22 protein-coding genes are annotated in these 24,582 nt (G+C 66.2%); 7 read left to right on the forward strand and 15 right to left on the reverse strand.

All coding sequences use genetic code 11. The features are described from left to right. The first annotated feature begins 9 nt into the window (after positions 1-9). The 3 genes from ACQP2U_RS32250 to ACQP2U_RS32260 all read left to right on the forward strand — a co-directional run bounded on the left by ACQP2U_RS32250 (position 10) and on the right by ACQP2U_RS32260 (position 3,602). The gene (locus tag ACQP2U_RS32250; protein ID WP_433710900.1) at positions 10-1,281 is read left to right on the forward strand and encodes an alpha/beta-hydrolase family protein; all 1,272 of its coding nucleotides are present in this window, start codon (positions 10-12) and stop codon (positions 1,279-1,281) included. Between the two features lie 60 nt (positions 1,282-1,341). Continuing rightward, entirely contained in the window at positions 1,342-1,788 is a 447-nt protein-coding gene (locus tag ACQP2U_RS32255) for an SRPBCC family protein (protein ID WP_433710901.1), read from the forward strand. Positions 1,789-2,360: 572 nt separating this feature from the next. Beyond that, entirely contained in the window at positions 2,361-3,602 is a 1,242-nt protein-coding gene (locus tag ACQP2U_RS32260) for an SGNH/GDSL hydrolase family protein (protein WP_433710902.1), read from the forward strand. A 189-nt stretch (positions 3,603-3,791) separates the two neighbouring features. Here ACQP2U_RS32260 and ACQP2U_RS32265 read toward each other — a convergent pair whose 3' ends face one another. Then, positions 3,792-4,379, reverse strand: coding sequence for a TetR/AcrR family transcriptional regulator (locus ACQP2U_RS32265; RefSeq protein WP_433710903.1), 588 nt, complete (start codon positions 4,377-4,379; stop codon positions 3,792-3,794). Positions 4,380-4,487: 108 nt separating this feature from the next. Between ACQP2U_RS32265 and ACQP2U_RS32270 the strand changes: the two genes are divergently transcribed. Then, positions 4,488-5,333, forward strand: coding sequence for an SDR family NAD(P)-dependent oxidoreductase (locus ACQP2U_RS32270; protein WP_433710904.1), 846 nt, complete (start codon positions 4,488-4,490; stop codon positions 5,331-5,333). A 64-nt stretch (positions 5,334-5,397) separates the two neighbouring features. On the opposite strand, the gene gatA is transcribed toward ACQP2U_RS32270, so the two are convergent. Continuing rightward, the gene (gatA, locus tag ACQP2U_RS32275) at positions 5,398-6,924 is read right to left on the reverse strand and encodes an Asp-tRNA(Asn)/Glu-tRNA(Gln) amidotransferase subunit GatA (protein WP_433710905.1); all 1,527 of its coding nucleotides are present in this window, start codon (positions 6,922-6,924) and stop codon (positions 5,398-5,400) included. Beyond that, positions 6,921-7,220, reverse strand: a complete 300-nt coding sequence (gene gatC, locus ACQP2U_RS32280; protein WP_433710906.1) for an Asp-tRNA(Asn)/Glu-tRNA(Gln) amidotransferase subunit GatC — start codon at positions 7,218-7,220, stop codon at positions 6,921-6,923. The genes gatA and gatC overlap by 4 nt, the downstream gene beginning before the upstream one ends. Before the next feature lie 261 nt (positions 7,221-7,481). Here gatC and ACQP2U_RS32285 point away from each other — a divergent pair, with 261 nt between their 5' ends. Beyond that, positions 7,482-8,132 carry an amino acid-binding protein gene (locus ACQP2U_RS32285; RefSeq protein WP_397032596.1) on the forward strand — a complete coding sequence of 217 codons (651 nt, stop codon included), beginning with the start codon at positions 7,482-7,484 and terminating at the stop codon, positions 8,130-8,132. 48 nt (positions 8,133-8,180) lie between these two features. Here ACQP2U_RS32285 and ACQP2U_RS32290 read toward each other — a convergent pair whose 3' ends face one another. From ACQP2U_RS32290 to ACQP2U_RS32300, 3 genes are all read right to left on the reverse strand, one after another. Further along, complete coding sequence (locus ACQP2U_RS32290) at positions 8,181-8,690, reverse strand: GNAT family N-acetyltransferase (RefSeq protein WP_433710908.1); 510 nt, start codon at positions 8,688-8,690, stop codon at positions 8,181-8,183. A gap of 63 nt (positions 8,691-8,753) precedes the next feature. Then, positions 8,754-9,098: a hypothetical protein gene (locus ACQP2U_RS32295; RefSeq protein ID WP_433710909.1), complete on the reverse strand. Its 345-nt coding sequence runs from the start codon at positions 9,096-9,098 to the stop codon at positions 8,754-8,756. A gap of 381 nt (positions 9,099-9,479) precedes the next feature. Further along, positions 9,480-10,724 carry an AAA family ATPase gene (locus ACQP2U_RS32300; protein ID WP_433710910.1) on the reverse strand — a complete coding sequence of 415 codons (1,245 nt, stop codon included), beginning with the start codon at positions 10,722-10,724 and terminating at the stop codon, positions 9,480-9,482. Between the two features lie 176 nt (positions 10,725-10,900). Here ACQP2U_RS32300 and ACQP2U_RS32305 point away from each other — a divergent pair, with 176 nt between their 5' ends. Next, positions 10,901-11,266, forward strand: a complete 366-nt coding sequence (locus tag ACQP2U_RS32305) for a hypothetical protein (RefSeq protein WP_397032601.1) — start codon at positions 10,901-10,903, stop codon at positions 11,264-11,266. Here ACQP2U_RS32305 and ACQP2U_RS32310 read toward each other — a convergent pair. The 6 genes from ACQP2U_RS32310 to ACQP2U_RS32335 form a co-directional block, all read right to left on the reverse strand. Next, positions 11,253-12,344: an S-adenosylmethionine:tRNA ribosyltransferase-isomerase gene (locus ACQP2U_RS32310; protein WP_433710911.1), complete on the reverse strand. Its 1,092-nt coding sequence runs from the start codon at positions 12,342-12,344 to the stop codon at positions 11,253-11,255. The genes ACQP2U_RS32305 and ACQP2U_RS32310 overlap by 14 nt on opposite strands. Continuing rightward, positions 12,341-13,039, reverse strand: a complete 699-nt coding sequence (locus tag ACQP2U_RS32315; protein WP_433710912.1) for an SDR family oxidoreductase — start codon at positions 13,037-13,039, stop codon at positions 12,341-12,343. Before ACQP2U_RS32315 ends, ACQP2U_RS32310 begins: the two co-directional genes overlap by 4 nt. Positions 13,040-13,123: 84 nt before the next feature. Beyond that, positions 13,124-15,238 carry an NAD-dependent DNA ligase LigA gene (gene ligA / locus ACQP2U_RS32320; RefSeq protein WP_433710913.1) on the reverse strand — a complete coding sequence of 705 codons (2,115 nt, stop codon included), beginning with the start codon at positions 15,236-15,238 and terminating at the stop codon, positions 13,124-13,126. A 303-nt stretch (positions 15,239-15,541) separates the two neighbouring features. After that, a complete protein-coding gene (locus tag ACQP2U_RS32325) occupies positions 15,542-16,594 on the reverse strand; it encodes a methionine synthase (RefSeq protein WP_433716648.1) in 1,053 nt (350 codons plus the stop codon). A gap of 192 nt (positions 16,595-16,786) precedes the next feature. Continuing rightward, positions 16,787-17,908, reverse strand: a complete 1,122-nt coding sequence (gene mnmA / locus ACQP2U_RS32330; protein WP_433710914.1) for a tRNA 2-thiouridine(34) synthase MnmA — start codon at positions 17,906-17,908, stop codon at positions 16,787-16,789. Next, positions 17,908-19,134 (reverse strand): cysteine desulfurase family protein, encoded by a 1,227-nt coding sequence (locus tag ACQP2U_RS32335; RefSeq protein ID WP_433710916.1) that lies wholly within the window; start codon positions 19,132-19,134, stop codon positions 17,908-17,910. The genes mnmA and ACQP2U_RS32335 overlap by 1 nt, the downstream gene beginning before the upstream one ends. 381 nt (positions 19,135-19,515) lie before the next feature. On the opposite strand from ACQP2U_RS32335, the gene ACQP2U_RS32340 reads away from it, so the two are divergent. Next, positions 19,516-19,677: a hypothetical protein gene (locus ACQP2U_RS32340; RefSeq protein ID WP_433710917.1), complete on the forward strand. Its 162-nt coding sequence runs from the start codon at positions 19,516-19,518 to the stop codon at positions 19,675-19,677. 256 nt (positions 19,678-19,933) lie between these two features. On the opposite strand, the gene ACQP2U_RS32345 is transcribed toward ACQP2U_RS32340, so the two are convergent. From ACQP2U_RS32345 to ACQP2U_RS32355, 3 genes are read right to left on the reverse strand one after another with little or no spacing between them, the layout of a single operon-like run. Next, entirely contained in the window at positions 19,934-20,899 is a 966-nt protein-coding gene (locus ACQP2U_RS32345) for an antibiotic biosynthesis monooxygenase (protein ID WP_433710918.1), read from the reverse strand. A gap of 10 nt (positions 20,900-20,909) precedes the next feature. After that, positions 20,910-23,624, reverse strand: coding sequence for a molybdopterin-dependent oxidoreductase (locus ACQP2U_RS32350; RefSeq protein WP_433710919.1), 2,715 nt, complete (start codon positions 23,622-23,624; stop codon positions 20,910-20,912). Beyond that, a complete protein-coding gene (locus tag ACQP2U_RS32355; protein ID WP_433710920.1) occupies positions 23,621-24,448 on the reverse strand; it encodes an FAD binding domain-containing protein in 828 nt (275 codons plus the stop codon). Before ACQP2U_RS32355 ends, ACQP2U_RS32350 begins: the two co-directional genes overlap by 4 nt. Positions 24,449-24,582 lie beyond the last annotated feature (134 nt).

Here is a 24,582-nt window from a genome sequence, read left to right on the forward strand (position 1 = left end):
GGCACTACGATGTCGCTGGCACCCAGCCTACTTCCGCGCACATCGAGCGCCCAGGCCATGGTGACCGGGTTGCTCGTCGTTGTCGCGCTGGCCGTGGCGGGAGTTCTTCGATTTGCTGTGCGGCGCTTCGATATCAATGGACGGCCGGATCGCTTCCGTGCCCCATTGTTCGGTTTGACCACGGTCGCGGTTCTGGGCATGGTCGCGCACGCGACCCATTGGCAGAACCGGTTGCGGATGGCGATGGGTACGGCGCTGATCGGTCCGGATTACTGGCTGCGCTGGGGACTCGTATCCGTCGTTATCGTCGGTGTATTCGTCGCCATCGCGCGAGCGAGCGGGTTGTTCGTCCGGAAGTCGGGTTGGGCGCGCGGTATTGCGGTGTGCCTAGCCGCGGCGTCGGTGCTCTATCTCATCGGGGTACCCGCAGCCGTCGACTGGCGACGCAACGCCTATGCCGCCGCGAATGCGACGATCGATCCCGCACTGGTGCAACCTGTTTCGTATGCCCGATCCGGGAGCGCCGAATCCGCGATCAGCTGGACATCACTAGGTGCGGAGGGACGCAAGTTCGTCACCGGAGCGCCTGCCGGACCGATTCGGGTGTATGTCGGGCTCGATTCCGCACCGGATCTCGATTCCCGTGTGGCCCTTGCCATTCGAGAACTGGAACGGTCCGGCGGATTCGAACGGTCGAATATCGTGCTCGCGGTGCCGACCGGGTCCGGATGGATCGATGCGAATGCGGTTCGCGGATTCTACGAACGCTTCGGCGGTGATGTCGCCCTGGTCGGGATGCAGTACTCCTACGCACCCAGTTGGGTGAGCTTCGTCTTCGGGCGCGACGGTGCGGTCGCCTCTGCGCGAGCGCTGTTCAATGCCGTGGAGCGCCGCATAGGCACGCTCGATCACAAGCCCGAGCTCTACGTCTACGGGCAGAGCCTCGGCGCACTCGGCGGCAGCTCGATATTCGCCGACGACGCCGATCAGGACCACCGTACCTGCGCGACCCTCTGGGCGGGTCCGCCCGCCGGTCAGGTGCACCGGGCGGGCGCGACCGTATTGGCCAACAGCTCTGATCCGGTGGTGCACTGGTCGCCATCGCTACTGTGGCGCGCACCCGAACTCCGCGGGGTGCGAGTGGACGCCCCTGTGCCGCAATGGCTTCCGGTGATCAGCTTCCTGCAGACCAGCGCCGATCTGCTGGCCGCACTGAATGCGCCGCCGGGCCACGGCCACCGCTACGGCACCGATCAGGGCACCGCCATGGGCACATGTTGACCCGCGACTTCCCTGCTGAGAGGCTTGATCGGCTATAGAACTTGTTCTAATTTGCTAACCATGCCCTTTGTCATCGATGCCACCGTCGAGATCGACGCCCCCGCCGAACTGGTGTGGCAGGTGATCACCGACCTCCCCCGCTACGGCGAGTGGAACCCCTTCTGCATCGAATGCCGCAGCACCCTCGTCCCCGGCGAACCGATCGATATGCTGGTCGTACTCTCCGGCTCCACGCCGCGCCGCCAGCGCGAATGGATGATCTCGCACACCCCCGGCACCGAACTCAGCTACTCGATGAAGCCGGTCCCCCTCGGCGCCCTGCACAGCCTGCGCTCACACCGAGTCACTTCCCTCGGCCCCGACCGCACCCGCTACGAATCCCACTTCGAACTCGGCGGCTGGCTGCGCCCCGTTGTCGAGGCCGTCCTCGGCAAAAACCTGCGGCGCGGTTTCGCAGGCATGACCGAAGGCATCCAAAAGCAAGCCGAATCCCTGCGCGCCCACTAGCGGCCCCCTCGCAGGTACCGAACCGCCCGAATCCCCGGGCATAATCACACACTCACATAGACCTGCCGCCCGCCGCGCGGCGCCGCGATAAGAACTTGTGCGAAAAACTCGAGCGTCAAGTAAGCGGGGCCGCGATACCCGGGGATACCCGGGCTGTACGACATGCCCAGACGGCGCGCATACGACCGTGCGGGAGCATGTGCGTCGAGCTTTACAGGGACCACACTCGCGCGAACGCAGGAGTGTGTGGGTCGCTGAGCCGGGCTGCCGGGCTGGTCTGACCGCACTTGAACAAGCGCGGCCTGAGCGTGCGGGGCGGTTCGGCGGGTCACCGTCGAACCGTGCGACGCGCTCGTGCGAATATGTGCACGGGCGGGGATCGACGCTCGCCATTGCGGCGTCGAGGTTGATGCAGGAGCACCATCCGACGAGACGTGCGCGAGGGTCGGATGTCGATCGGGGCGGGGTGTGGTCAGAGTCTCTTCGGGGTAAGGGGGGAATGTGGATTCGGGCCGGGTGGTTGTGCGGACGGTCCGGTGAAACGGGCCAGACCGCAACAGAATGGATTTCGCGTGCGTACAGTTCGTGCCCTGATAACTATGCTGCTGTTCTTATTGCCCGCCGCCGTCGTCACCGCCAGCGCGACGCCACCGGAAAAATGCATTTGGACTACGGTCTGGTCGACCTCGGCGCATCGGCCGAGCAAGGCTGTCGTGACCAATTGGGCCGAGACCGGATTCGCGAATCAGACTGTGCGCCAGGTAGTTCGGGTCAGTGACGGCGGTCCGGCCATTCGGGTTCGGCTGACCAACCGCTACGGCACGACACCGCTCGCGGTCGCGGGCGCGACCATTGCCCGCAGCGCCGCCGATGGCGCGATCCGTCCGGAGACCCTACAGAACCTGACGGTCGGCCTCGCACCGTCGTTCCACATCGAACCGGGAGCCGATCTCGCGACCGATCCGGTCGCACTGCCGCTGGCGCCGTTGGAGTCGGTCACCATCACCCTGTACCTGGCCGAACCGACCGGCCCAGCCACCCAGCACGCCCAGTCCTTCGCCACCACCTACCGCGCCGCTGGCGACCACCGCGCCGACCCGACCGCCGCGGCCTTCACCGAGACCAGCCAATCCTGGTACTACCTGGCCGCAGTCGAGGTCGCCGATGTCGTGCCGCCACGCTCGGCGGTGGTCGCCTTCGGCGATTCGATCACCGACGGCGTCGGCTCCACCGGAAATGCCGACAACCGCTACCCGGATGAACTCGCCGAACGCCTGGCCGCGGCAGGCACCCCGCGCGCCGTGCTGAACGAGGGCATCGGCGGTAACCGCGTCACCGTCGACTCGAGCTGGCTCGGTGACAGCGCCCGGACCCGGTTTCGCCACGATGTGCTCGACCAGCCCGGCGTAGGCACCGTGATCATTCTGGAGGGCACCAATGACATCGGCCTCAGCTCGGGCCTGGCCGCACTGGACACCGTCGTCGATGTTTCCCCCGACCAGCTCATCACCACCTACCGTGACCTGATCCGCCAGGCCCGCGCCGCCGGACTCCGCGTCCTCGGCGCGACCATCCTGCCCTTCGGCGATTCGCCCTACTTCAACGCTGCCGCCGAAACCAAACGTCTCGCGGTCAACGAATGGATCCGCACCGCAGGCGAATACGACGCCATCGTCGACCTCGACGCCGCCCTCGCCGACCCGACCAACCCGCACCGGCTGGCCCCCGCCTACGACAGCGGCGACCATCTCCACCCCAATGACGCCGGGTACCGCACCATGGCCGCAACCATCAACCCCGCCGACATCCGCTAACCCACCTCGCGGGGCTGCGGAGGGCAGTCCAACCACGAGCACTCGGCGCGAGCCGAATCACCTTGATCCGCCTTTTCCAGGGCCAACCGCCGATGAGGCCGCCGGTCCTCGAACATCATCTCGCCTCCGCCGCACTCGGGCACCCACCTCCTTGTCCGGACTGATCTTCTCGCGCACGCGATCAACAGGTCAGGGCCCGAGGTGGGCCAGCGCGGCTTCGAGAGTGGCGTCGGCGAAGGAATCGGTCAGACCAGCAAGCCCCAGCGACCACCGGGATTGGATCGGGCCGAGCAGCAGATCGATGGCGAAGTCCGAATCGAGATCGGAGCGCAGCTGCCCGGCTCGGACAGCGGCAGTCAGCCGTTCGGCGATGGCGGCACGCTGTGGGAGCAGGAGTCGTTCGCGGTAGGCGTTGGCGAGTTCCCGATCCTGTTGTATCTCGATGTACATAGCGCGCAGGAATGCCTCGAAGCTCGGATCGGTGAGTTCGGCGATCGAACCCCGGAGCAGTTCGCGCAGGTCCGCGCGGATGTCGCCGGTATCGGGGAGGACGAGACCGTCTGGACCCGAATACAGTTCGAGCATCGCGTCGAAGACGACGGCACCCTTCGATGGCCACCAACGGTAGATCGTCTGCTTGCCGACCCCCGCGCGGGATGCGATGGCCTCGACGCTCAGCTTCGCGTAGGGCAACTCACGGATCAATTCGGTGGCGGCGCCGATAATCGCAGCGCGGGCACGTTCGCTGCGCCTGGCTGCGCTGGGAGTTTCGGGCATGACGAGACTGTACCAACGGCGAGACGAAGCGTCTCGTCTTGACAAGACGAGATTCGATTGACATGATCGCCAAACGAGACGGCGCGTCTCGTGACGAAAGGATCGACAGTGACCAGAACCTGGTTCATCACCGGCGCGAATCGCGGGCTCGGTCGGGCTTTCACACTCGCCGTCCTCGCCGGTGGCGACCGCGTTGTCGCGACCGCTCGCGACCCGCGATCGATGTCCGATATCGATGACGAACGCTTGACGGTGCTGCCCTTGGATGTTCGCGACCGCGACCGTGCGATCGCCACGGTGAACGAGGCATTCGCGGCCGCGGGCAGCATCGACGTGATTGTGAATAACGCCGGATACGGTTTGGTCGGTGCGGTCGAGGAACTGACCGAAGCCGAGATCCGCGCCCAGATGGATACCAATTTCTATGGCGCACTGTGGGTTTCACAGGCCGCGGTGCCGCACCTGCGCAAGCAGGGATCGGGACATATCGTGCAGATCTCGACAGTCGGCGCGGTCGGCAGCCTGCCGCTTTTCAGCATGTACAACGCCAGCAAGTGGGCGCTGGAGGGTTTCGGCGCGTCACTCGCGGATGAGTTGCGGCCTTTCGGAATTCACGTCACGCTGGCACAGCTCGGCGGTTTCGATACCGACTGGGCGAAGTCCAGCATGAAGTTCGCGACGGCGCTCCCGGCGTACGACGACCTGCGTACCGGCATCCTGGGCATGCCGAACTACCCGGACCCCACCGCCCCACCGCCGGAGACAGATATCGACGGCGAGTGGGTGGAAGCGCCTCCGGAAGTCGCTGCGACAGAACTGATCGCGCTGGTGAATATGCCGAACCCGCCGGTGCGCAAGGTAATCGGCCCTGGGGCACACCACATGGTCGCGATGGCATTGGACCAGCGGCGGCAGGACTACCTCAGCGATCCAGAGTTCGTCTGGCCCGCATAGGGATGCCCAGAGCGCCCATTCCCGTCGGGACCGAAACAGGGATGGGCGCTCAGGCCAGCACTTCTCAGGCGATCGGCCCGCGCGCGGCCTCGTACGCCGCACCGACGCGGTACAGCCGGTCATCGGCAAGCGCGGGAGCCATGATCTGCAGACCCACCGGCATCCCGTCGTCCTTGCTCAATCCGGACGGCACCGACATCGCCGGATGCCCAGCTAGATTCGTGGGCAGCGTGCACAGGTCGGACAGGTACATCGCCAGCGGATCGTCGACCTTCTCACCCAGCTTCCACGGGGTGAACGGGCTGGTTGGAGAGACCAGCACGTCGACCTGCTCGTAAGCCTTGTCGAAGTCACGGGCGATCAGCGTGCGCACCTTGAGCGCCTGACCGTAGTAGGCGTCGTAGTACCCGGCCGACAGCGCGTAGGTGCCGATCATGATGCGGCGCTTGACTTCCGGGCCGAATCCGGCGGCTCGGGTCGCGGCCATGACCTGTTCCGCGCTGTGGTTGCCGTCGTCGTCGACGCGCAACCCGTAACGCATGGCGTCGAAGCGGGCCAGATTCGAGGACACCTCGCTCGGCAGGATCAGGTAGTAGGAGGCGAGCGCGTATTCGAAGTGCGGACAAGACACTTCGACGACCTCGGCGCCCAAATCCTTCAGCACAGCCACCGCCGCATCGAAGGATGCGAGGACACCCGGCTGGTAGCTGTCGGAGTGCAGTTCCTTCACCACACCGACCTTCACGCCGCGTAGATCACCTGTCGCACCTTCGCGCGCGGCGGCGACCACCGGCGGCACCGGCACATTGCGGGAGGTGGAGTCGCGCGGGTCGTATCCGGCGACCACCTCGTGCAACAGCGCGGTGTCGAGCACGGTGCGCCCGCACGGTCCGCCCTGATCCAGTGAAGAGGCGCACGCGACCAGACCGAACCGGGACACAGTGCCGTAGGTCGGCTTGGTGCCGACCGTAGCGGTCACCGCGGCGGGCTGCCGAATCGAGCCGCCGGTATCGGTGCCGATCGCGAGCGGCGCCTGATGCGAAGCCAGCGCGGCCGCCGAACCCCCGCCCGAACCGCCGGGAATCCTCGTGGTATCCCACGGATTCCGGGTCGGGCCGAAGGCCGAGTTCTCGGTGGAGGAGCCCATCGCGAACTCGTCCATATTGGTCTTGCCGAGGATGGGAATGCCCGCGGCGCGCAACCGAGTGGTCAGCGTCGCGTCATAGGGTGCGACCCAGCCCTCGAGAATCTTCGAGGCACATGTGGTCGGCATATCCGTGGTCGTGAATACGTCCTTGAGCGCCAGCGGAACTCCGGCCAGCGGCGAGGCGGGCGCCGTACCCGCGGCGAGCGCGGCGTCCACCGCGGCGGCCGCGCTGAGCGCTTCGTTCCCGGCCACGTGCAGGAACGCGTGGTACTCGCCGTCGACGGCGGCGATCCGATCCAGATGTGCCTGGGTGACCTCCACCGAGGTCACCTCGCGGCCGTGGATCTTCGCCGCCAGTTCGGCGGCCGACAGCGCGGTCAGGTCGCGCCCACCCGTCGCCTGACCGCCACCCCCCACGGAATCACTGCGCGATGCTGAACTCATTCGCCCTCTCCCAGAATCTGCGGGACCAGGAACCGCTGGTCCTCGACCGCGGGCGCGCCCGAGAGCGCATCGTCCGGGGTGAGGCCCGGAATGACCTGATCCGGACGCGTCACATTGGTCGCCGGATTCGGCGACGCGGTCGCCGGAACATCGGCGGCGGCGACCTCGGAGATGGTCCGCACGTGACTCAAGATCGAATCCAACTGACCGGCGAACTGATCCAGTTCGGCTTCGGACAGGGCGAGCCTGGACAGCCGGGCGAGGTGTGCGACCTCGTCGCGGGAAATGGCGGGCACCGCGGACCCCTTTCGGCATGATTGAGCTTGGTGAACGGCCACCGAACAGCCTAGCGACTCCCCACTCCACAACTTTCACAGGAGCCGCGCAGGCAACGACACACCCCTGCGGCTAGCGTGACACGCCGCTTCCGCGCGAATTCGCGCTGTGGCATCCGTCACTGGACGCACTTCGAGTCGATAACCGGGACTTGTGGGTGTAAGTATTGCGAGACCCGGGTATTCGTTTCAGAGCCTCGGCCGCCAAGGAAAGGAACGCGCGTGTCTTACCTGCTCCGCGTGCAACTTCCGGATCGACCGGGAAGCCTCGGTGCGCTCGCGCTCGCACTCGGCTCCGTCGGCGCCGACATCCTCTCCCTTGACGTGGTCGAACGGGGTGCTGGGTACGCGGTCGACGATCTCGTGGTCGAGGTGCCACAGGGTGCGCTACCGGACACCTTGATCACCGCCGCCGAGTCCATCGGCGATGTGCACGTGGACTCCATTCGCCCGTATTCCGGGGTGCTCGATACCCATCGCGAACTCGAGTTGATCGATCAGGTCGCCAGTGCGCGCGACGATCGGCTGCAGGTGCTCGTCGACGGAGTGCCGCGGGTGCTGCGCGTCGGCTGGAGCACGATCATCGATATGGGGCCGCAGGGTGCCTATCGTCTCGTCGGCAGCCAGAGTGCGCCGCAGACGCAGGCTGGGTCGGCGCCGTGGATGCCGTTGGAGAAGCCTGCCGTTCTGGATCCCGAGGGCGACTGGGTGCCGCAGATCTGGCGCGATATGGACACCAAGCTGGCCGCGGCGCCGCTCGGAAACACCGGCAAGGTGCTGCTGCTCGGACGTCCCGGTGGGCCCGACTTCCGTCCGTCCGAGGTGGCACGGCTCGGTTATCTCGCGGGGATCGTCGCGACGGCACTGGGCTGAGGACGCCCGAATTCCGACCGCCGCGCCGGTCCTTGCGCGCTATCGGATTCAGGCGGGGATATCCAGCCGTAGCACCGACAGCCACTCGCCCGCATCGGTTTTCCAATCCCGTTCCGGCGCAGGGACGAAACCGAATCGGTCATACATCCGCCGAGCGTCGACCATGGCTGGCATCGTGGTAAGCAGTACGGCGGCAAAGGATTCCGCACGTGCGATCTCGATGACGGTGCGCACCAATGCTGTCCCCGCACCGAGCCCGCGCGCCGACTTCGCGACGGCGAGCATCCGGAATTCCAACTCACCCGGCCGGGCGATCTCGGCATACGGCGTGCCCGGCCGAGCCACCGCCAGCGAACCGACCACCCGATCATCGTGCACCGCGACCAGCACCTGCGCCGCACCCGCGCGATGGGTGATATCGGCGAGTTCGGTGACATACGGGCTGCCGGGACGCACATAGCCCTCGCCGACATAGACCTCGACCGTCAGGGCACCTACGGCGTCGTATTCGTCCGGGCGAGCGTCGCGAATGACGACTGCGGAGTCCTGCGCATCCATATCCGCATCCTCCCATCGCCCGAGCGACCGATTCACAACAACCCGGTCGGTCGACCGAACCGGTCAGGATCCGAGCCCAGGACGCGCACCCGGATGCGAGATCTGCCAGCGTTCCGGTTTCCCGGACGGGTAGACGACCGCGATGAGATCTCCGATGGCAGGCCAGTGGTCCACATCCCACACCAATCGGCCGTACACCACGGTGCCAGGAACCGAAGGGCCGGTGAGATTGCCGGTAATGGTCACGTATTGCTCGCCGGTCGCGTCGGGCCGCGGACTCACCCCGCTGACATACAGCGTCCCGCTCTCCGGATTCGTGAGCCGGACACCGTTGCGCCCACGCAGGTAGAGCATGACCATCGCCACCAGCGCGCCGACCATGATCACCAGCATCCCGAACTGCACCATGGCACCCATGCTATTGCTCCGGGAAGCCATATGTGGCGCTGCTCGGCACGGCGGCAACCGACGTCAGCGCAACACGCTCTACCAGCATCGCGACCTGCGCGCCGGCATCCACGCTCGGTCCAACTACACCTGGTACGACGCGACTGGGCACGGCGGCAATGAGTCCGATGCAAGCGCCCAGCAGCATCGCTGGCCACACCATGCCACCGCACTCGGTCCAGGCACGCGAACCGACGCGCCTCGAGGCGCGGGCAGCGACCGACGCCAGCACAGCACACTCACCGCCATCGCAAACTGCACCACGCGACGGCACTCGAACCGCGGCGCTGACAGCTCGGTGCGCTGGCGGCCGCCGCCACCGCTGAGCCTCATGCCCGTGCACTACAGCGAGGCGAGCTCGCTGGTGCCGTGTTCGGTGCGGCGGATCTGCCAGACGGCGGTGCGAGTGCGCTGTGAGCGACCGTTCGTCCGATCGATCAGCGACCGACTGTTCGTGGTGAAGATCAGTTGTGCGCCACGGGAATTGGTCTCCGGATTCTGGAACAGCTGGATCAGTCGGTCGGTCTCTTCGACCGGCAGATGTGCGCCGATATCGTCGATCGCGAGCACCCGGCCGGAGTCCAGTGCGTCGAGCATGGTCGGCAGCAAGCGCAGCATCGAGAGGGTGGCGGCGGATTCTTCGGTGATATCGAAGGCGGAGTCGATACCAGCGTGCACCAGTCCGAGGCCGACACCGCGACGCTCGACCATCCGGGTGTAGAGGGCATCGCGTGCCGCCTTCAGGTTGCTCAGCTCGCGCTCGAGCATGACCTCGGTGATGCCGTTGTCCCGCAGCAACTGATCAGCATGCGCGGGCGAGATCGCACACAGCTCCACTTGTTCGGCCGTCCCCGCGATATCGGCGTCGAGTTCGCGCAGATAATCCGCGTACATCGGGTCGGGCTCGGCGATCAGCAGATCGGTAATGCCGAGTTCGGCGGTGCGCAGCAGCATGAGCAGCCGCATCGCATGGTCCGGGGCGGCAGAGAGATGACTGCCGAGCCGATGCTCGACCGCCGTCGCATCCACCGCACCGTGCTGCACCTCCAGCATCGCCGAGAACCACCGATACGCGGGCACCAGCGCCTCGGCATACATCTGCCCGGCGAGACTGAGCAGCAACGCGTTCGGCCGCACCAGCGGTAACAATGCGGCAATGCCATAACGCGCGGCCTCGAACATCGGACCGATCTTGATCTGTTCGCCGTTGCGTTCGAACACGATTCGCTTGCGCGAGCGCGGATGCGTGTAGAGCCACTCGGCCGTCACATCCGCGTTGTCCAGCCGGAATCCATAGGTGTACGGCACGCCCTCCGCTACGAAGCTCGCCACGAATTCCGAGGGGCGATCGGGGAATCCGCGATGCGGCGCACGCACCGGTCCCGCATACGGATCCCAGCCGATCACCGAATTCAGCACCGCATCGCGCATTTGCCCCAGTGCATCGATCAGGCTTGTCTTGCCCGCGGCACTGGCACCGTGCACGGCCGTCACCGGAACCGCGACCGGTCCGCTCCCCCGGCTCAAACGCAAGTCCTGCCGTTCGGCCAGCGATCTGTGATTGGTCACCTGAAAACTGCGCAGCATCCCGACATCCTGTCGGTTCACCCACCCGACCGCGACACCGCACCCCGGGTCACGGGTCGGGATCGGCACTGCCGGCGGCGCTTCCGGCGGACAAATGCGCACGTCACGCGTTATCATGCAGGCGCCGCGGCTACCCGCTGGCATCTGCCGGAAATGTATTGATGAGGGATTCAACGATGGAACTGACGATTAGTCGTCTAGTGGCCCGCAGCTCCGTCGCGGCCGCGCTCGCACTGGGCCCGCTGGTCGTGCTCGGACCGCCGCAAGCCGCCGCCGAGGCGCCATGTCCGGACGGTACCGCCCGGATCTTCTTCCACGACGAGACCAATACCTGCCAGAGTGGCGGCACCTACAGCTTCGACGGCTCGCCCGCCCTTGTGAAGGTGTGCTCGGTCGGCAAGGTCCAGGTCATTGTCGATACCACCATCCAGAAAAGCCGGACCAAGACCAGGAACGCCCATCTCGATCTCAGCAACGGTCAGTGCGGCCGGATCGAGGTCGGCGGCCAACTCGACTCCACCGTGAGCATCAGTCCCTCCTAGCACCGGGACCGAACAGCAATGCGCTGTCGCCGAACTCGTGCCAGAGATATCCGGTATCGAGGGCGGTGGCATATGCGTCATGGACGGTGGCCGCGCCCGCGACCGCGAGAAGTAGATCCAGATGCGATGCGCCGGGAGCGTGCCAGCCGGTAATGATGCCGTCGACCACCCGGGCGAGGCGGCGCGGACCGAGGACCAGTTCGGTCCACCCTCGGGCCGGATGCACGACTCCGTGGTGATCGGCGCTGGTCTCCAACGCTCGCGTCACCGTGGTGCCGACCGCGATGATGCGGCCGCCCGCCGCCCTGGTGTCGTTCACCAGACGTGCGGTCGCCGACGGTACCGCGAACCGCTCCGGGCTCGGGGGTTCGCCGACCTCGGGTGAGGAGACGCCGGTGTGCAGAGTGATCGGCGCGATCGCGACGCCCGAGGTCACCAGATCGAGCACCAATCTCTGTGTGAAAGGACGTGCCGCACTGGGCATTTCGGCGCTGCCAGGAATTCGGCCGAACACCGTCGTGTAGTACGACGGCGACCAACGTTGCGGCACATACGAATAGGTGATCGGATAGCCGTGGTTCGCCAGCAGCCAGGTGGGGTCGGCGCTGAGTTCGACGATCCAGAGTCGGCGCGCACCCGGTAGCCAGGGTTCGCGCAGGGTTGCCGTGGCACCCTCCGGCAGCTGAATCTCATTGCCCGGGTGCAGGTCACCCGGATACGGTGTGCGTTCGCGGGTGCGCACCTCCAACACCCACAGGCCGTCGCAACCGCCGAAGGTATCCGGTGCACCACCGGCCCCGTCGACGGGTCCGTTGAGCCAGGTGGACAGATGCAGCGTGACCGGCATGCCGTTGAGGGTGCCATCGACCGCCGCGGCCACGGTCGACGAATTGTTCACCACCACAAGGTCACCCGCGTTCAGATGCCGTGGTAGTTCACGGAATATGTGGTGGCTGAGGCGCTCCGCGGCCACCAGCATCCGGACCTCGTCGCGGGCCAGGCCGCGCGCCTCCGGCGGAGCGGCGGCATTGCGCTCGGGCGGCAGGACATCGGCCCATTCATGCAACGCTGTCGTCATCTGCCGACCCCCGCGGCGAAATCAGCGGCGGTATAACGGCCGTTCTTGGGTCGCTGCTCGAGCAAACGCAGCAGCGCGGGCACGACGGTCTCGGGTTCGGGACGATCGGAGATATCGTCGTCGGGAAATGCCGCCTGATGCATTTCGGTGCGCATATCGCCGGGATCGAAGGCGTAGATCGACAGCTCCGGATGTTCGGCGGCCAGGATGGCGGTGAGCTGATCCAGGGCCGCCTTCGACGAGCCGTATCCGCCCCAATCCGGATACGGTTCGACACCCGCGTCGGAGCTGATATTCACCACGACACCATCCGGATCCAACAGCGGCAGTGCGAACTGCAGAACCGCCAGCGGCGCAATGACATTGGTTCGATACACCAGCTCGAGCTGATCGAGCGGATAGTTCGCCAGACGCGGCATCGGACTCGGCCCGAGGCTGCTGGCGTTGTTCACGAGCAGATCGAGGTGTCCGAACTCGCTCGAGACCTCGGCCAGTTCAGCACGATGCGCCGGATCGGTGATATCGCCCGGCACCGCGAGAAATGCTTCGCCGAGCTCGGAGCTCACCCCGGCGAGCCGGTCGACGCGGCGGGCGGTACCGATCACCCGCCAGCCGCGGCCGATGAGTGAACGCGCAAGAGCCAGACCGAATCCCGCCGAAGCACCGGTGACCAGAGCGGTAGAGCGGTGAGTCATATCGAATCTCCTGATAGTTACCTACCAGTCGATCCTCATACCTGAAGCCAGGTTCAGGTCAAGGCGTATTCGCCGACGGCATATCTACTCCTCGGCTTCGGCATCCTCGGCGGCCGTCTCCGGCGTCACCGCCGCCGGACCCTGCTCGAGCAGCTTGCGGAATCCGTCCTCGTCGAGGATCGGCACACCGAGTTCCTCCGCCTTGGCGGCCTTGGAGCCCGGCGAATCACCGATCACCACGAAGGCCGTCTTCTTCGAGACCGAACCCGCGGCCTTACCACCGCGCACCAGGATCGCCTCCTTGGCGCCGTCGCGGGAGAACCCCTCCAGCGACCCGGTTACCACGATCGATAGCCCCTCGAGGGTGCGCTCGATGGACGCATCGCGTTCATCGGCCATTCGCACACCCGCGGCACGCCATTTGTCGACGATCGCGCGATGCCAATCGACGGTGAACCATTCGGCGACCGCGGCGGCAATGGTCGGGCCGACGCCGTCGGCGGCGGCCAGTTCCTCGACCGCAGCGTCCTGGATCCGGTCGATACTGCCGAATTCCCTGGCCAACACCCGCGCCGCGGTGGGCCCCACATGCCGGATGGACAACCCGACCAGCACCCGCCACAGCGGCCGATTCTTGGCGGTCTGCAAATTCTCCAACAGTCGCTTGCCGTTGGCGGACAGACCACCGTTCTTATTGGCGAACAGCGTAGTGGTGAGCAGCCGCGCCTCGTCGAGGTCGAACAGATCGCCCTCGTCGGTGATCGCGCTCGATTTCAGCAGATCGTTGGCGGCCTCGTAGCCGAGCGATTCGATATCGAAAGCGCCGCGCCCGGCCACATGGAATACCCGCTCCCGCAGCTGCGCCGGGCAGAACTGTTGGTTGGGGCAGCGGATATCGGCATCGCCCTCCTTCTGCGGCGCCAGCTCGGTACCGCATTCCGGACAGTGCGTCGGCATGACGAATTCGCGCTCGTCACCGGTGCGTGCGTCGACCACCGGGCCGAGCACCTCCGGAATCACGTCACCGGCCTTGCGGATGGTAACGGTGTCGCCGATGAGCACGCCCTTGCGCTTCACCTCGGAGGCATTGTGCAGCGTGGCCATGGCGACCGTGGAGCCCGCGATGGATACCGGCTCCATCACCGCGAACGGGGTGACCCGGCCGGTGCGCCCGACATTCACCTCGATATTCAGTAGCTTGGTGGTGGCCTCTTCGGGCGGGTACTTGTAGGCGATGGCCCAGCGCGGGGCGCGCGAGGTCGAGCCGAGCCTACGCTGCAGCGCCATCTCGTCGACCTTGATCACCTGGCCGTCGATTTCGTGCTCGATATCGTGACGGTGCTCGCCCCAATAGTCGACGCGCTCGATCACCGCATCGATGCCCTGCACCAATGTGGTGTGTTCGGAGACCGGCAGACCCCATGCGGCCAGCGCGCGGTAGGCCTCGTGCTGTGAGGTCGGGGTATAGCCCTCGATGCGCCCGAATCCGTGGCAGATCATCCGGAGCCGACGCCGCGCGGTGACCGCCGGATCCTTCTGGCGTAGCGAACCCGCCGCGGTATTGCGCGGATTCGCATACGGCGGTTTACCCTCGGCCACGATCGCCGCATTGAGCGTCTCGAAATCCTCCAGCCGGAAGTAGACCTCACCACGCACCTCGAGCACGTCCGGGACCGGGAACTCCGCGGTCGCGGTCAGCTCGGTCGGAATGTCATCGATGGTGCGCGCATTGAGCGTGACGTCCTCACCGGTGCGTCCGTCGCCGCGGGTCGCGCCGCGCACCAGCCGCCCCTTCTCGTAGACCAGGTTCAGCGCGACACCGTCGATCTTCACCTCGCACAGATAGTGCAGATTCGACCCGGTTTCGGCCTCGACCCGGCTCGCCCAGGTGCGCAGCTCGTCGAAGTCGAAGACATTGTCCAGTGACAGCATTCGCTCGAGATGGTCCACAGCGGTGAAATCCGTCGCGAATCCGCCGCCGACCAGCTGCGTCGGCGAATCGGGCGTGCGCAGATCCGGATGGGCGTCCTCGAGCGCCTCCAGTTGCCGCAGCAGCTTGTCGAACTCACCGTCGGAGATGATGGGCGCGTCCCGCACGTAATACCGGAACTGGTGCTCCCGAACCTCGTCCGCAAGCCGCTGCCACTCCACCCGCTGCTCCGCCGTAGCCGGGTCCGCCGCAATGTCGCTGTCACTCACCCATCGCACATTAGTCGAGCCCACCGACAAGTCACCGTCACATTCCCGCACGTCGCGGCGGACTATCCGGGCGGCGGATCCGGTCCGAGGTGACGCTGCCCGTCGCTCGCACCGCCGCGAATCCGGAGGTCGACCATCGCTGTTTCGCACCCACGCGACGCGCGTGATCGGATCACCGTCCGCGGTGGCATCGGTCCGGGTGTCGATCAACCGCGCCGATCGACAACCTGGGATACCGCCTGGTCTTCGCGCGTTCGTACCGATGACGATCGCAACTCGAACGGCGGCAATACTGTCCGAGCGTCAGGAGAAGTCGAGCGATTCCGGCTCTTCGGCGTAGGCGCGCGCCACTTCGGTGGACAGGCGGAGGGCTTGGCGGGCCCATTCGAGGGGGGCACCGGCCAGGCCGCAAGCGGGGGCGACCAGGATCTGGGTGGCCAGCACGGAGCGACGCAGGCCGAGGCGGTCGATGAGGCGGACACCGGGCTCGGCGATATCGCGCCAGGTCGGGGGCTTGCCCGGCGGCGTCGTCGGAATCAGTCCGAGAGCCAATTGCTTTCCGGCGTCCAGTATTTCGCCGATATCGTCCAGAGCGCGGGTGGTGATGGTGGTGGTGTCGAAGCCGATGGCGGTGGCCGCGCTACCGCGCAGGAAGGAAAGGGCGGGCGCATCGGCGCAGGTGTGGACCAGGACAGGAACAGCCTGAGCGGTGATGACCGCATCCAAGACCGCCAGTGCCTCTGGTTCAGGGACCGCGCGCACCGTGTCCAGCACGCTGACGCCACGCAGGGAGCCGTTGAGGACATCGGTAAGTGACGGTTCATCCAGTTGCAGAACGACGTGCGCACCAAGGCGTTTGCGCACCTCGTCCACGTGCTGGGCAAGACCTTCGGCCAGAGATTCCGAAATATCGCGCACCGCACCGGAATCGGTGAGCACCCGGTGTCCGACGGGGAGTTCTAGTTGGGCCGCGAGGCTCAATGGCCCGGCGGCCTGCAGTTTGACCGTGCCCGCCGAACCCGATGTCGCCCAGGCCTGTTCGAGTGCGTCCAGATCCGACCTGAGCAGGTCGCGCGCACGCCGCGCGACCGCACCGGGCCTGGCCGCCAACCGATAACCTCGCGTGGTGGTGTCGAATCGCATATCCACCAGGAGTGCCGATACGCGGCCGATCATATCCGCACCGACACCGCGACCAGGCAATTCGACCAGATGCGGCAAATCGGGCAACTCACCGATGATGGTGGCCGCGGCCTCCCGCGGATCCGTACCCGGCCAGGACCCGACGGCGGTCGCGATGCCGCCCGAAATCCGCACCGGTTGCTTCGCTGGAATTTCGCGTGATTCCTTGGCGATTTCGCTCACGACAGCGCCTCGCTGCCGCTCGGCTCCATCGTGCGCGATTGCGCGCCGGGTCGATGGCTCACTCGCTGACGCTTGCTCACTGCGTTGCCCCTATGCGGGGTATGCACCCCATCGTGTGGTGGATCCCGGTCTGCGCCGGGACGAAGCGATCTCGCTTGCCGCGCCGCCCGATGTGGGCGTCGCTCACTGCCTTGTGCTCGCGCCCGCGCTACCCACAGATTCCGACGCATCACGCGCGGTGTCGGTGATGGTGCCGCTGCCGATCACCTGATCGCCCAACGCATCCTGGCGATACACCACGACGGCTTGGCCGCGGGCAACACCGGTCAGCGGCTCGCGCAGTCGCACGATGAGCCCGTCGCCGACCGCCTCGGCTACGGCCGGTGCGGTGCCGCCGTGCGCACGCACCTGCGCCACACACTCGATCGGCCCCTCGGGCGCCGCACCGGAAGTCCAGATGGCGCGCTCGGCCTGGACGGTCCACACCTGCAGATCCTCGGCCGAGCCGACGCGCACGGTGCCGGAGTCGGGATCGATCTCGGTGACATAGCGCGGCTTACCGTCGGCGGCCGGTCCGGGCAGTCCGAGACCCTTGCGCTGACCGATCGTAAACCCGTGCACACCTTCGTGATTCGCGAGCACCTGCCCGTCGGCATCGACGACCGCGCCGGGCCGGATGCCGATCTTCGCGCCGAGGAAGGCCCTGGTGTCACCGGAGGGGATGAAGCAGATGTCATGGCTGTCGGGCTTATTCGCCACCGCGAGCCCACGCTCGGCGGCTTCGGCGCGGATCTGCGGCTTCGGGGTGTCACCCACCGGGAACATGGCCCGCGACAACTGCTGTGCGGTCAGCACCGCGAGCACATAGGACTGGTCCTTGTCGGCGTCGACGGCACGACGCAGCACACCGTCCTCGAGCCGTGCGTAGTGGCCGGTGACCACGGCGTCGAAGCCGAGAGCCACCGCGCGATCGGCGAGGGCGGAGAACTTGATCTTCTCGTTGCAGCGCAGGCACGGGTTGGGTGTCTCACCGGCGGCATAGGCGGCGACGAAATCGTCGATCACGTCTTCCTTGAAACGGTCCGCGAAATCCCAGACATAGAAGGGAATTCCGAGCACGTCGGCGGCTCGCCGAGCGTCGCCCGCGTCCTCCTTCGAGCAGCAACCGCGCGAACCGGTGCGCAGAGTGCCCGGTGTCGCGGACAGCGCCAGGTGTACGCCGACCACCTCATGACCAGCGTCCACGGCTCGTGCCGCCGCCACGGCCGAATCCACACCACCACTCATCGCGGCGAGTACTCGCATCAGACACCTCCCTTCGCACCGGCCAGACCCGCGGCCATGGCCCTTTCCACAATCTGGGGCAAGACATTCAGCACCGCGTCCACATCGGCGCGAGTCGAGGTGTGCCCCAATGAAAATCGCAATGATCCGCGCGCCTGCCACGGTTGCACGCCCATGGCGATCAGCACATGACTCGGGGTGGCCACACCCGCATTGCAAGCAGACCCGGTAGAGCATTCGATCCCGGCCGCGTCCAGCAGCATCAGCAGCGAATCCCCTTCGCAGCCAGGGAAAGTGAAGTGCACATTGCCAGGCAAGCGTCGCTCACCGTCGGGACCGCTGAGCACCGCGTCCGGAACGGTATCGCGGATACCCGTGATCAATTCGTCCCGTAGCGCGATCAATTCCTTTGTACGCATCGGGAACTCGTTCACGGTGTAGTTCAGTGCCGTCGCCAGCCCGACGGCGGCGGCGGTATCCGAAGTCCCGGACCGCAGATCGCGCTCGTGCCCGCCGCCGTGCATCAGTGGCACACACGGTACCTGCCTGCCGAGCAGCAGCACGCCGACACCATGCGGGCCACCGACCTTGTGCCCGGCGAAACTCGCCGCCGAAAGCCCACTGGCCGCGAAATCGATCGGCAGCTGCGCGGCCGCCTGGATCGCGTCACTGTGCATCGGCACGCCGAATTCCTGTGCCACCGCGGCCAATTCGACGATCGGCGCGATAGTGCCGACCTCATTATTGGCCCACATGATGCTGACCAGCGCGACCTCGTCGACGTGTTCGGCCAGCGCCGCGCGCAGCGCCCGCGGCGACACCACACCGTCGGAGTCGACCGGCAGCCAAGTCACCTGCGCGCCATCGTGCTGCTCGAGCCACTCGACGGTATCGATGACGGCGTGATGTTCGGTCGAACCCGCGATAATCCTGGTGCGGCGCGGTTCGGCATCGCGCCGGGCCCAATAGATGCCCTTGATCGCCAGATTGTCGCTCTCGGTCCCGCCCGAGGTGAATATCACCTCTGACGGCCTGGCGCCCAGATCGGCGGCGATCGACTCGCGCGCCTCCTCCAGCATCCGCCGGGCCGCACGCCCGGAACCGTGCAGCGACGAGGCATTGCCTGTCATCGCGAGCGCGGCCGTCATCGCCTCGATCGCGGCAGGCACCATCGGAGTGGTCGCCGCATGATCGAGGTAGACCGTCCGGGGCGCCCCATGGACCGAACCCGCAAAAGCCGACTTCATGACCTACAAACCTTATCCCACCGTTGACCTGCATATCTCCGGGGTATCCCGCCACCGTCTACGATTCACCCACAACATGAAGCCGAGCCGGGCGCGACGGTATTCCCTCAACCCCAGCGCCGCCGATGTCCGGCGTCCGCTGCGGATGCCCCCGGCTGCGCCTCCTTGACCAGTCTGCCTCGCTGGTCGTATGGCAGCCCGCCTCGTCGTCACATGCGCCAGACCGGCAGCCCCGGCGTGCGATCGGCCCGGTCCGCGAGGGGATGCACGGTTGTTTCTGCTTACCGGTGTCGCCGTCCTACTGGAAGGCGACCTTCGAGAACGCGCCGATCAATCTCATCGACCTGGACACCGTCGAAGTTTGCCGATCTGGTGACCCGCATGGAAGAAGACCTCGATCTGACCGTCGTAGTGTTCCAGAGCGCCAACCCCGACTTCTTCATGGCGCACTTCGACCTCCTGTCCGAAATCGAGCGCGTGTACAGCACGGCAGTGGCGCCCGAGACTCGAGAATCCGGGCGACGTTTGGTGAGCCCGGTGTGATACCTATACCGTCCCGCGGCGGCCCCGTCGCCCGTAACGAGTGCGCACGCCGACGCGCGGCTGGCCGTATCCCGGCCTACCTCACTCCGACAGTGGCCGCGATCCTGACCCGACACGCACCAGCCGCCGCGGCGATGAACGCCGTCTAGGTCCGCAAGTTCGGACTGGACCTGGCCGACCCGCATGCCACAGCCCTGACATCGAAGCTAGTGAGCACAATCCCCGCACCGACGGGACCCGCACCGCTGGGTGGCCGTCAGGGCAACGACCAGAGCTTGGTCGTGGCCACGTAGAAGATGACGACCCAGGCCAGCATGACCGCGACGACGATGGCGATGCCGTGGAGGTTCGTTTTCGCCGCCGGGATATCCGGGGGCGGGCGCAGCCACCGCCGCAGCAGCCGATTCACGTAGTACGGCATCGTGACGTAGCTCATCACGAAACTGGACAGCAGGTTGCCGATCAGCAACCCCAGCCACAGCGGCATCTGCAAGGGTGCCAGAGCGAGGGTAAGCAGCACCACGGTCGGATAGAGGCCCACCCATACCGCGATTGCCGTCTTCGTATCCGACGGAGTCTCGTTGCCGTCCTCATCGAAGGCGAACCAGCTGCCGAACGAGTTATCGATGGTGCGCAACTCGAAATCGCTGAACTTCCTGCCCTCGGCGAGGAGTTCCTGACGCCGCTTCGAGGTGAGCCAGGTGGCCAGATTCGCCGCGGTGTCAAAACGATAGAGCGCCGTCCACTCGTCCTGCACACCCTCGATGGGACGGAAGAGCTCGGTGCCGCGGAAGCCTTCGAATTTCGCCTCCTCACGACTCATATCCGCTTGCCAAGCAAGGAAATCCGCGATGCTCTCGGGCGTCACACGATGGGTGACCACGACCGTCACGAGGGGATCTGCGGGTCGCGTGCCGCCGCTGATGACCTGCTGGGTGGCGGGGCCGTCGAAGTATTGTTGCCCGCTGTCCAAGAATTCCTGACGGGTTGGGCTGTTTATCCAATCCTGTAGATGACCCACGGAGTCGAAGCGGTAGACCACCACCCATTCGGGCTGCACCGCGGTGGGGGCGGCGATCTCGGCGCCGACGAATCCCGGATAGCCCGACGCCGCGGCGTTCAGGTCCTCCTGCCAGGACTTGAAGGCCTTCTCGAAACCCGGGCGCACCTTCTGGCCGATGATGACCGTCGCCGCGCTGTCGGTGAGCTTCCCGGCTCCCATCGCGGTCTCCTCACGGCTTTCGAGCCGGAACCGATATGAGACGCCGATAGATGCGCTCGGGTGTGAGCGGCAGCGCGCGGAATCGGATGCCCGTCGCGTCCTCTAGCGCATTGGCCAGCGCGGGCGCGACCGGGTTGATGCAGCACTCCGCAATACCCTTCGAGTGCATCGCACCGACGGAATCTGCGGAGTCCACCGTCAGTACTTCGGTGCGGGGAATATCGGCATAGGTCGGGATGCGGTAGTTGCGCAGGTTCGGGTTGACCATCGCCCCGCTTGCGTCGACGTGGAAGTTCTCGGTCAGCACGAAGCCGATGCCCTGTGCGACGCCGCCCTCGATCTGGCCCCGCACCTGCGCCGGGTTGATGAGGACTCCAGCGTCGGTGGCGTGCACGCTGTAGAGGATGCGGATCTCACCAGTTATCCGATGCACCGCGATCCGAAAGCCGTGCGTGTTGAAGATGACACTGCGCGGCGACCCGAAAGCCTTGCGCGCCTCGGTCAATCGGATGCCGCGGCGGCGCGCCACCTCGATTAGTTCCGACAGCGATACGTGGCTGTCACCGCAGATGACACCGTTGTCGTCCATAGCGCACGAAGCGATATCGACTCGCGCGTGTTCGGCCGCCAAGAACAGAATGCGATCGCGCAGAGCCTCCGCTGCTCGCAGCACGGCGTTCCCGGCGACGAAGAGACCCGCGCTGGCGAACGCGCCGGTGTCGAATCCCGTTCGGTCGGTATCGGATTGGATGAGCCGCACCCGTGACGGCGTCGTGCCGAGCCGGTCGGCGGCGATCTGCACGTGGGCGGTCGAGGTGCCCTCGCCGAATTCGACGGTACCGACGGCGAGTTCGTAGCTACCGTCGTCACCGAGGGTCAGCCAGGCCTCGGAGAGGTGGTCGGTCGGGGGCGCGGTCTCGTGCAGCGAGCTGGCGGTGCCGGTACCGATGAGCCAATCGATACTCGGGGGCGGCTCGACGGTGTTGCGCCGCAACGCGTCGTCGACGAGATCGATGCATTCGACGAGGCCGTCCTCGCGGAACATAACGTCGTCCGGACCGTCGTCGAATGCGACGAGAGCATCACCGGGACGCACGACATTGCGCCGCCGCAGCTCGAGCGGATCCATATCGAGCGCCACCGCCAGCTCGTGCATGGCCGACTCCATCGTGAAGGCGGGCTGGGTCATGCCGTAGCCGCGCAGCGCGCCACCCGGCACGTTGTTCGTATAGACGGAATATGCGTCGAACCTCTTGTTGGGACAGCGGTAGGTCGCGACGGCCGTCCCACCGGCGAACAGCGTCTCGCCGCCGTGGTTGCCATAGGCGCCGGTATTGGACACATTGCGGACCTGGATCGCGGTGAGCGTGCCGTCGGACCGTGCGCCCAGCTTCACCGTCAGCGACATCGGGTGCCGCGGTGAGGCTGTCGTGAACTCCTCCTCGCGCGTGAACTCGAAACAGACCGGCCGACCGGTATCCAACGTGGCCAAGGCAACCAAGTCCTCGGTGATGACCTCCTGCTTACCGCCGAACGCGCCGCCGACCCGCTTGCAGAACACGCGCAGCTGATCGGGACGCAGGTCGAACAGATAGCCGAGCTTGTTCTTGGCGATCGAGGGCGATTGTGAGCTGGTGCGTACATGCAGGCGACCGTCCTGCATCCACGCGATCGATCCGTGCGTCTCGAGATGCGCATGCTGCACGGGCGGCGAGTAGTAGGTGCCCTCATGGACAACATCGGCCTCGGCGAAACCCGCCTCGACATCACCGATATCCCCGTGGATCTCGAGCAGGATGTTGTGCTCGGGATCGCGCACGAACGGATCTTGGGAACCGTGCAATTGCGGAGCGCCGTCGGCCATGGCCGCTTCCGGATCGAAAACCGCGGGCAACACCTCGTACTCGACGACCACCTTGCGGCAGCCCTGCTCGGCAGCTCCCACGGTGTCGGCCAACACCGCGACCACGCGCTGACCGACGAAGCGCACCACGTCGTCGAGAATGTAGGTGTCGCTGGGATCGACGAGGTGATCGGTGTGAATCGCGGTCGTGAAGTGCTTGCGCGGCACGTCTTCCCAGCTGTAGACGCGATGCACGCCGGGAACCGCGAGCGCCGCGGTCTTATCGATCGACACGATGCGGGCATGAGCGTGCGGAGAGCGCAGCAGCTTCAGGTGCAACATGCCGTCGATCACGGTGTCCATGGTGAATTCGGCACTACCGGTCACCAGCTCGGTGCCCGCCGGAGCGCCGACGCTGGTCCCGACGACCCGGCCCGGCTGAGCGACTTCGATCTCGGCGACACCGTGCATCGCGTCTTCGATCGCCCGGTAGCCGGTGCAGCGGCAGAGGCTGCCCTTCAGCGCGCGCGAGAGGTCTTCCCGCTGGGCGTCGGTGAGCGCCACCGCGGTCATGATCATGCCAGCGGTGCAGAAGCCGCATTGGAAGCCGGGAGCGTCGCGGAACTGCCGCTGCATCGGGTGCATATCTTCGGGCGAACCGAGGCCCTCGATGGTGGTGACCGCACGTCCATCGGCACGGAACGCGGGCGTGATGCAGCTGTGCACGGGCGCACCGTCCAGCCATACCGTGCATGCGCCGCAATCGCCCGCGTCGCAACCCTTCTTGACACCGTGGAAGCCGAGCGAGCGCAGGAATGTGCGCAGGCATTGACCCGGATTCGGCTCGGCGTCGAAGGTCTTCGCGTTCACGGTGTACGTCACGGCCGACCGCCTTCGGTGAGTTCGACGCGGATCTCCTCGGCGAAGTACCTGGTCAGGTGGTGACGGTGCTCGGGGGTGCCGTTCGGGTCGCTGAACCACAGGTCTTCGGGGATGGCGTCGACGCGCTCGCGCAGCGTCTCGGCGTCGGGCATGGTGTCGAACGCCAAGCGCACCGGGCGAGTAGTGCCCGCGGTGATGGTGAGCTGCAGGTCCCGGGACTCCGGCGATTGGGTGGCGATCAGGAACAGCGTCGAGCGGCCAAGGCGCGTCAGGCTGAACCTCCGGTGCGTACACCGCTTGTGAAGTTCGGTCACCGGGATATCGATGCGGCGCAGGATCTCGCCGGGGCCGAGGACGTTTCGGTGGTCACCGATAACGAAGTCGGCCGCATCGACGGTGCGTTCGGATCCTTCGGTGGCCCACACGGTGTACGTGGCGTCCAGTGCGACCGTCAGCGTGATCATCGGCCCCGCCGGCAGCGACATGCAGATATTGCCGCCGACCGTCGCCGCATTCCAGACCTTGAACGAGGACAGAAACGCATCGCAGCACGTGGAGAACAGCGTCCCGGCGAGCCAATCACGTGGCGGCGCAAAAGCATTCAGCTCGCGGACGGTGCACGTCGCGCCGATCTCCAGTCCCGAGGGACTCGGCACCAGACTGTCCCAGCCGAGTGCGGTGATATCGACGAGACGGCGCAGTTCCGGCTGCTCGGTCGAGAACAACCACGTTCCCCCGGCCAGCCACGCATCGCCGTCGCGCCAGTCCGCGCCCGGTTGCTCGGAAGGACGCCGAACAATATCGGTGATCGTATTCAGATCCATAGCGCCGCTCCCGCTGCGAAGGTGCCGCCGATCGCCCGCCGAGTTCGCTCGATGAATCCGTGCACGGGCATCGCCGTTCTCGCCTTGGCTCAACGTACCCGACCCTCCGACGCCCCGGCCAGCAAACCCGCAGC

It is taken from the genome of Nocardia sp. CA-084685 (assembly GCF_050955785.1).
In the GTDB taxonomy this organism is placed as follows: domain Bacteria; phylum Actinomycetota; class Actinomycetes; order Mycobacteriales; family Mycobacteriaceae; genus Nocardia.

Excerpts from the sequence above, each read along its gene's own strand:
- ACQP2U_RS32265 (WP_433710903.1), bottom strand. The coding sequence starts at position 4,379 with ATGCCCGAAACTCCCAGCGCAGCCAGGCGCAGCGAACGTGCCCGCGCT.
- ACQP2U_RS32255 (WP_433710901.1), top strand. The coding sequence starts at position 1,342 with ATGCCCTTTGTCATCGATGCCACCGTCGAGATCGACGCCCCCGCCGAA.
- ACQP2U_RS32345 (WP_433710918.1), bottom strand. The coding sequence starts at position 20,899 with ATGGGAGCCGGGAAGCTCACCGACAGCGCGGCGACGGTCATCATCGGC.
- ACQP2U_RS32355 (WP_433710920.1), bottom strand. The coding sequence starts at position 24,448 with ATGGATCTGAATACGATCACCGATATTGTTCGGCGTCCTTCCGAGCAA.
- ACQP2U_RS32295 (WP_433710909.1), bottom strand. The coding sequence starts at position 9,098 with ATGGTGCAGTTCGGGATGCTGGTGATCATGGTCGGCGCGCTGGTGGCG.
- ACQP2U_RS32250 (WP_433710900.1), top strand. The coding sequence starts at position 10 with ATGTCGCTGGCACCCAGCCTACTTCCGCGCACATCGAGCGCCCAGGCC.
- ACQP2U_RS32315 (WP_433710912.1), bottom strand. The coding sequence starts at position 13,039 with ATGACTCACCGCTCTACCGCTCTGGTCACCGGTGCTTCGGCGGGATTC.
- ACQP2U_RS32290 (WP_433710908.1), bottom strand. The coding sequence starts at position 8,690 with ATGGATGCGCAGGACTCCGCAGTCGTCATTCGCGACGCTCGCCCGGAC.
- ACQP2U_RS32305 (WP_397032601.1), top strand. The coding sequence starts at position 10,901 with ATGGAACTGACGATTAGTCGTCTAGTGGCCCGCAGCTCCGTCGCGGCC.
- gatA (WP_433710905.1), bottom strand. The coding sequence starts at position 6,924 with ATGAGTTCAGCATCGCGCAGTGATTCCGTGGGGGGTGGCGGTCAGGCG.
- ACQP2U_RS32335 (WP_433710916.1), bottom strand. The coding sequence starts at position 19,134 with ATGAAGTCGGCTTTTGCGGGTTCGGTCCATGGGGCGCCCCGGACGGTC.
- mnmA (WP_433710914.1), bottom strand. The coding sequence starts at position 17,908 with ATGCGAGTACTCGCCGCGATGAGTGGTGGTGTGGATTCGGCCGTGGCG.
- ACQP2U_RS32340 (WP_433710917.1), top strand. The coding sequence starts at position 19,516 with ATGGAAGAAGACCTCGATCTGACCGTCGTAGTGTTCCAGAGCGCCAAC.
- ACQP2U_RS32310 (WP_433710911.1), bottom strand. The coding sequence starts at position 12,344 with ATGACGACAGCGTTGCATGAATGGGCCGATGTCCTGCCGCCCGAGCGC.
- ACQP2U_RS32300 (WP_433710910.1), bottom strand. The coding sequence starts at position 10,724 with ATGCTGCGCAGTTTTCAGGTGACCAATCACAGATCGCTGGCCGAACGG.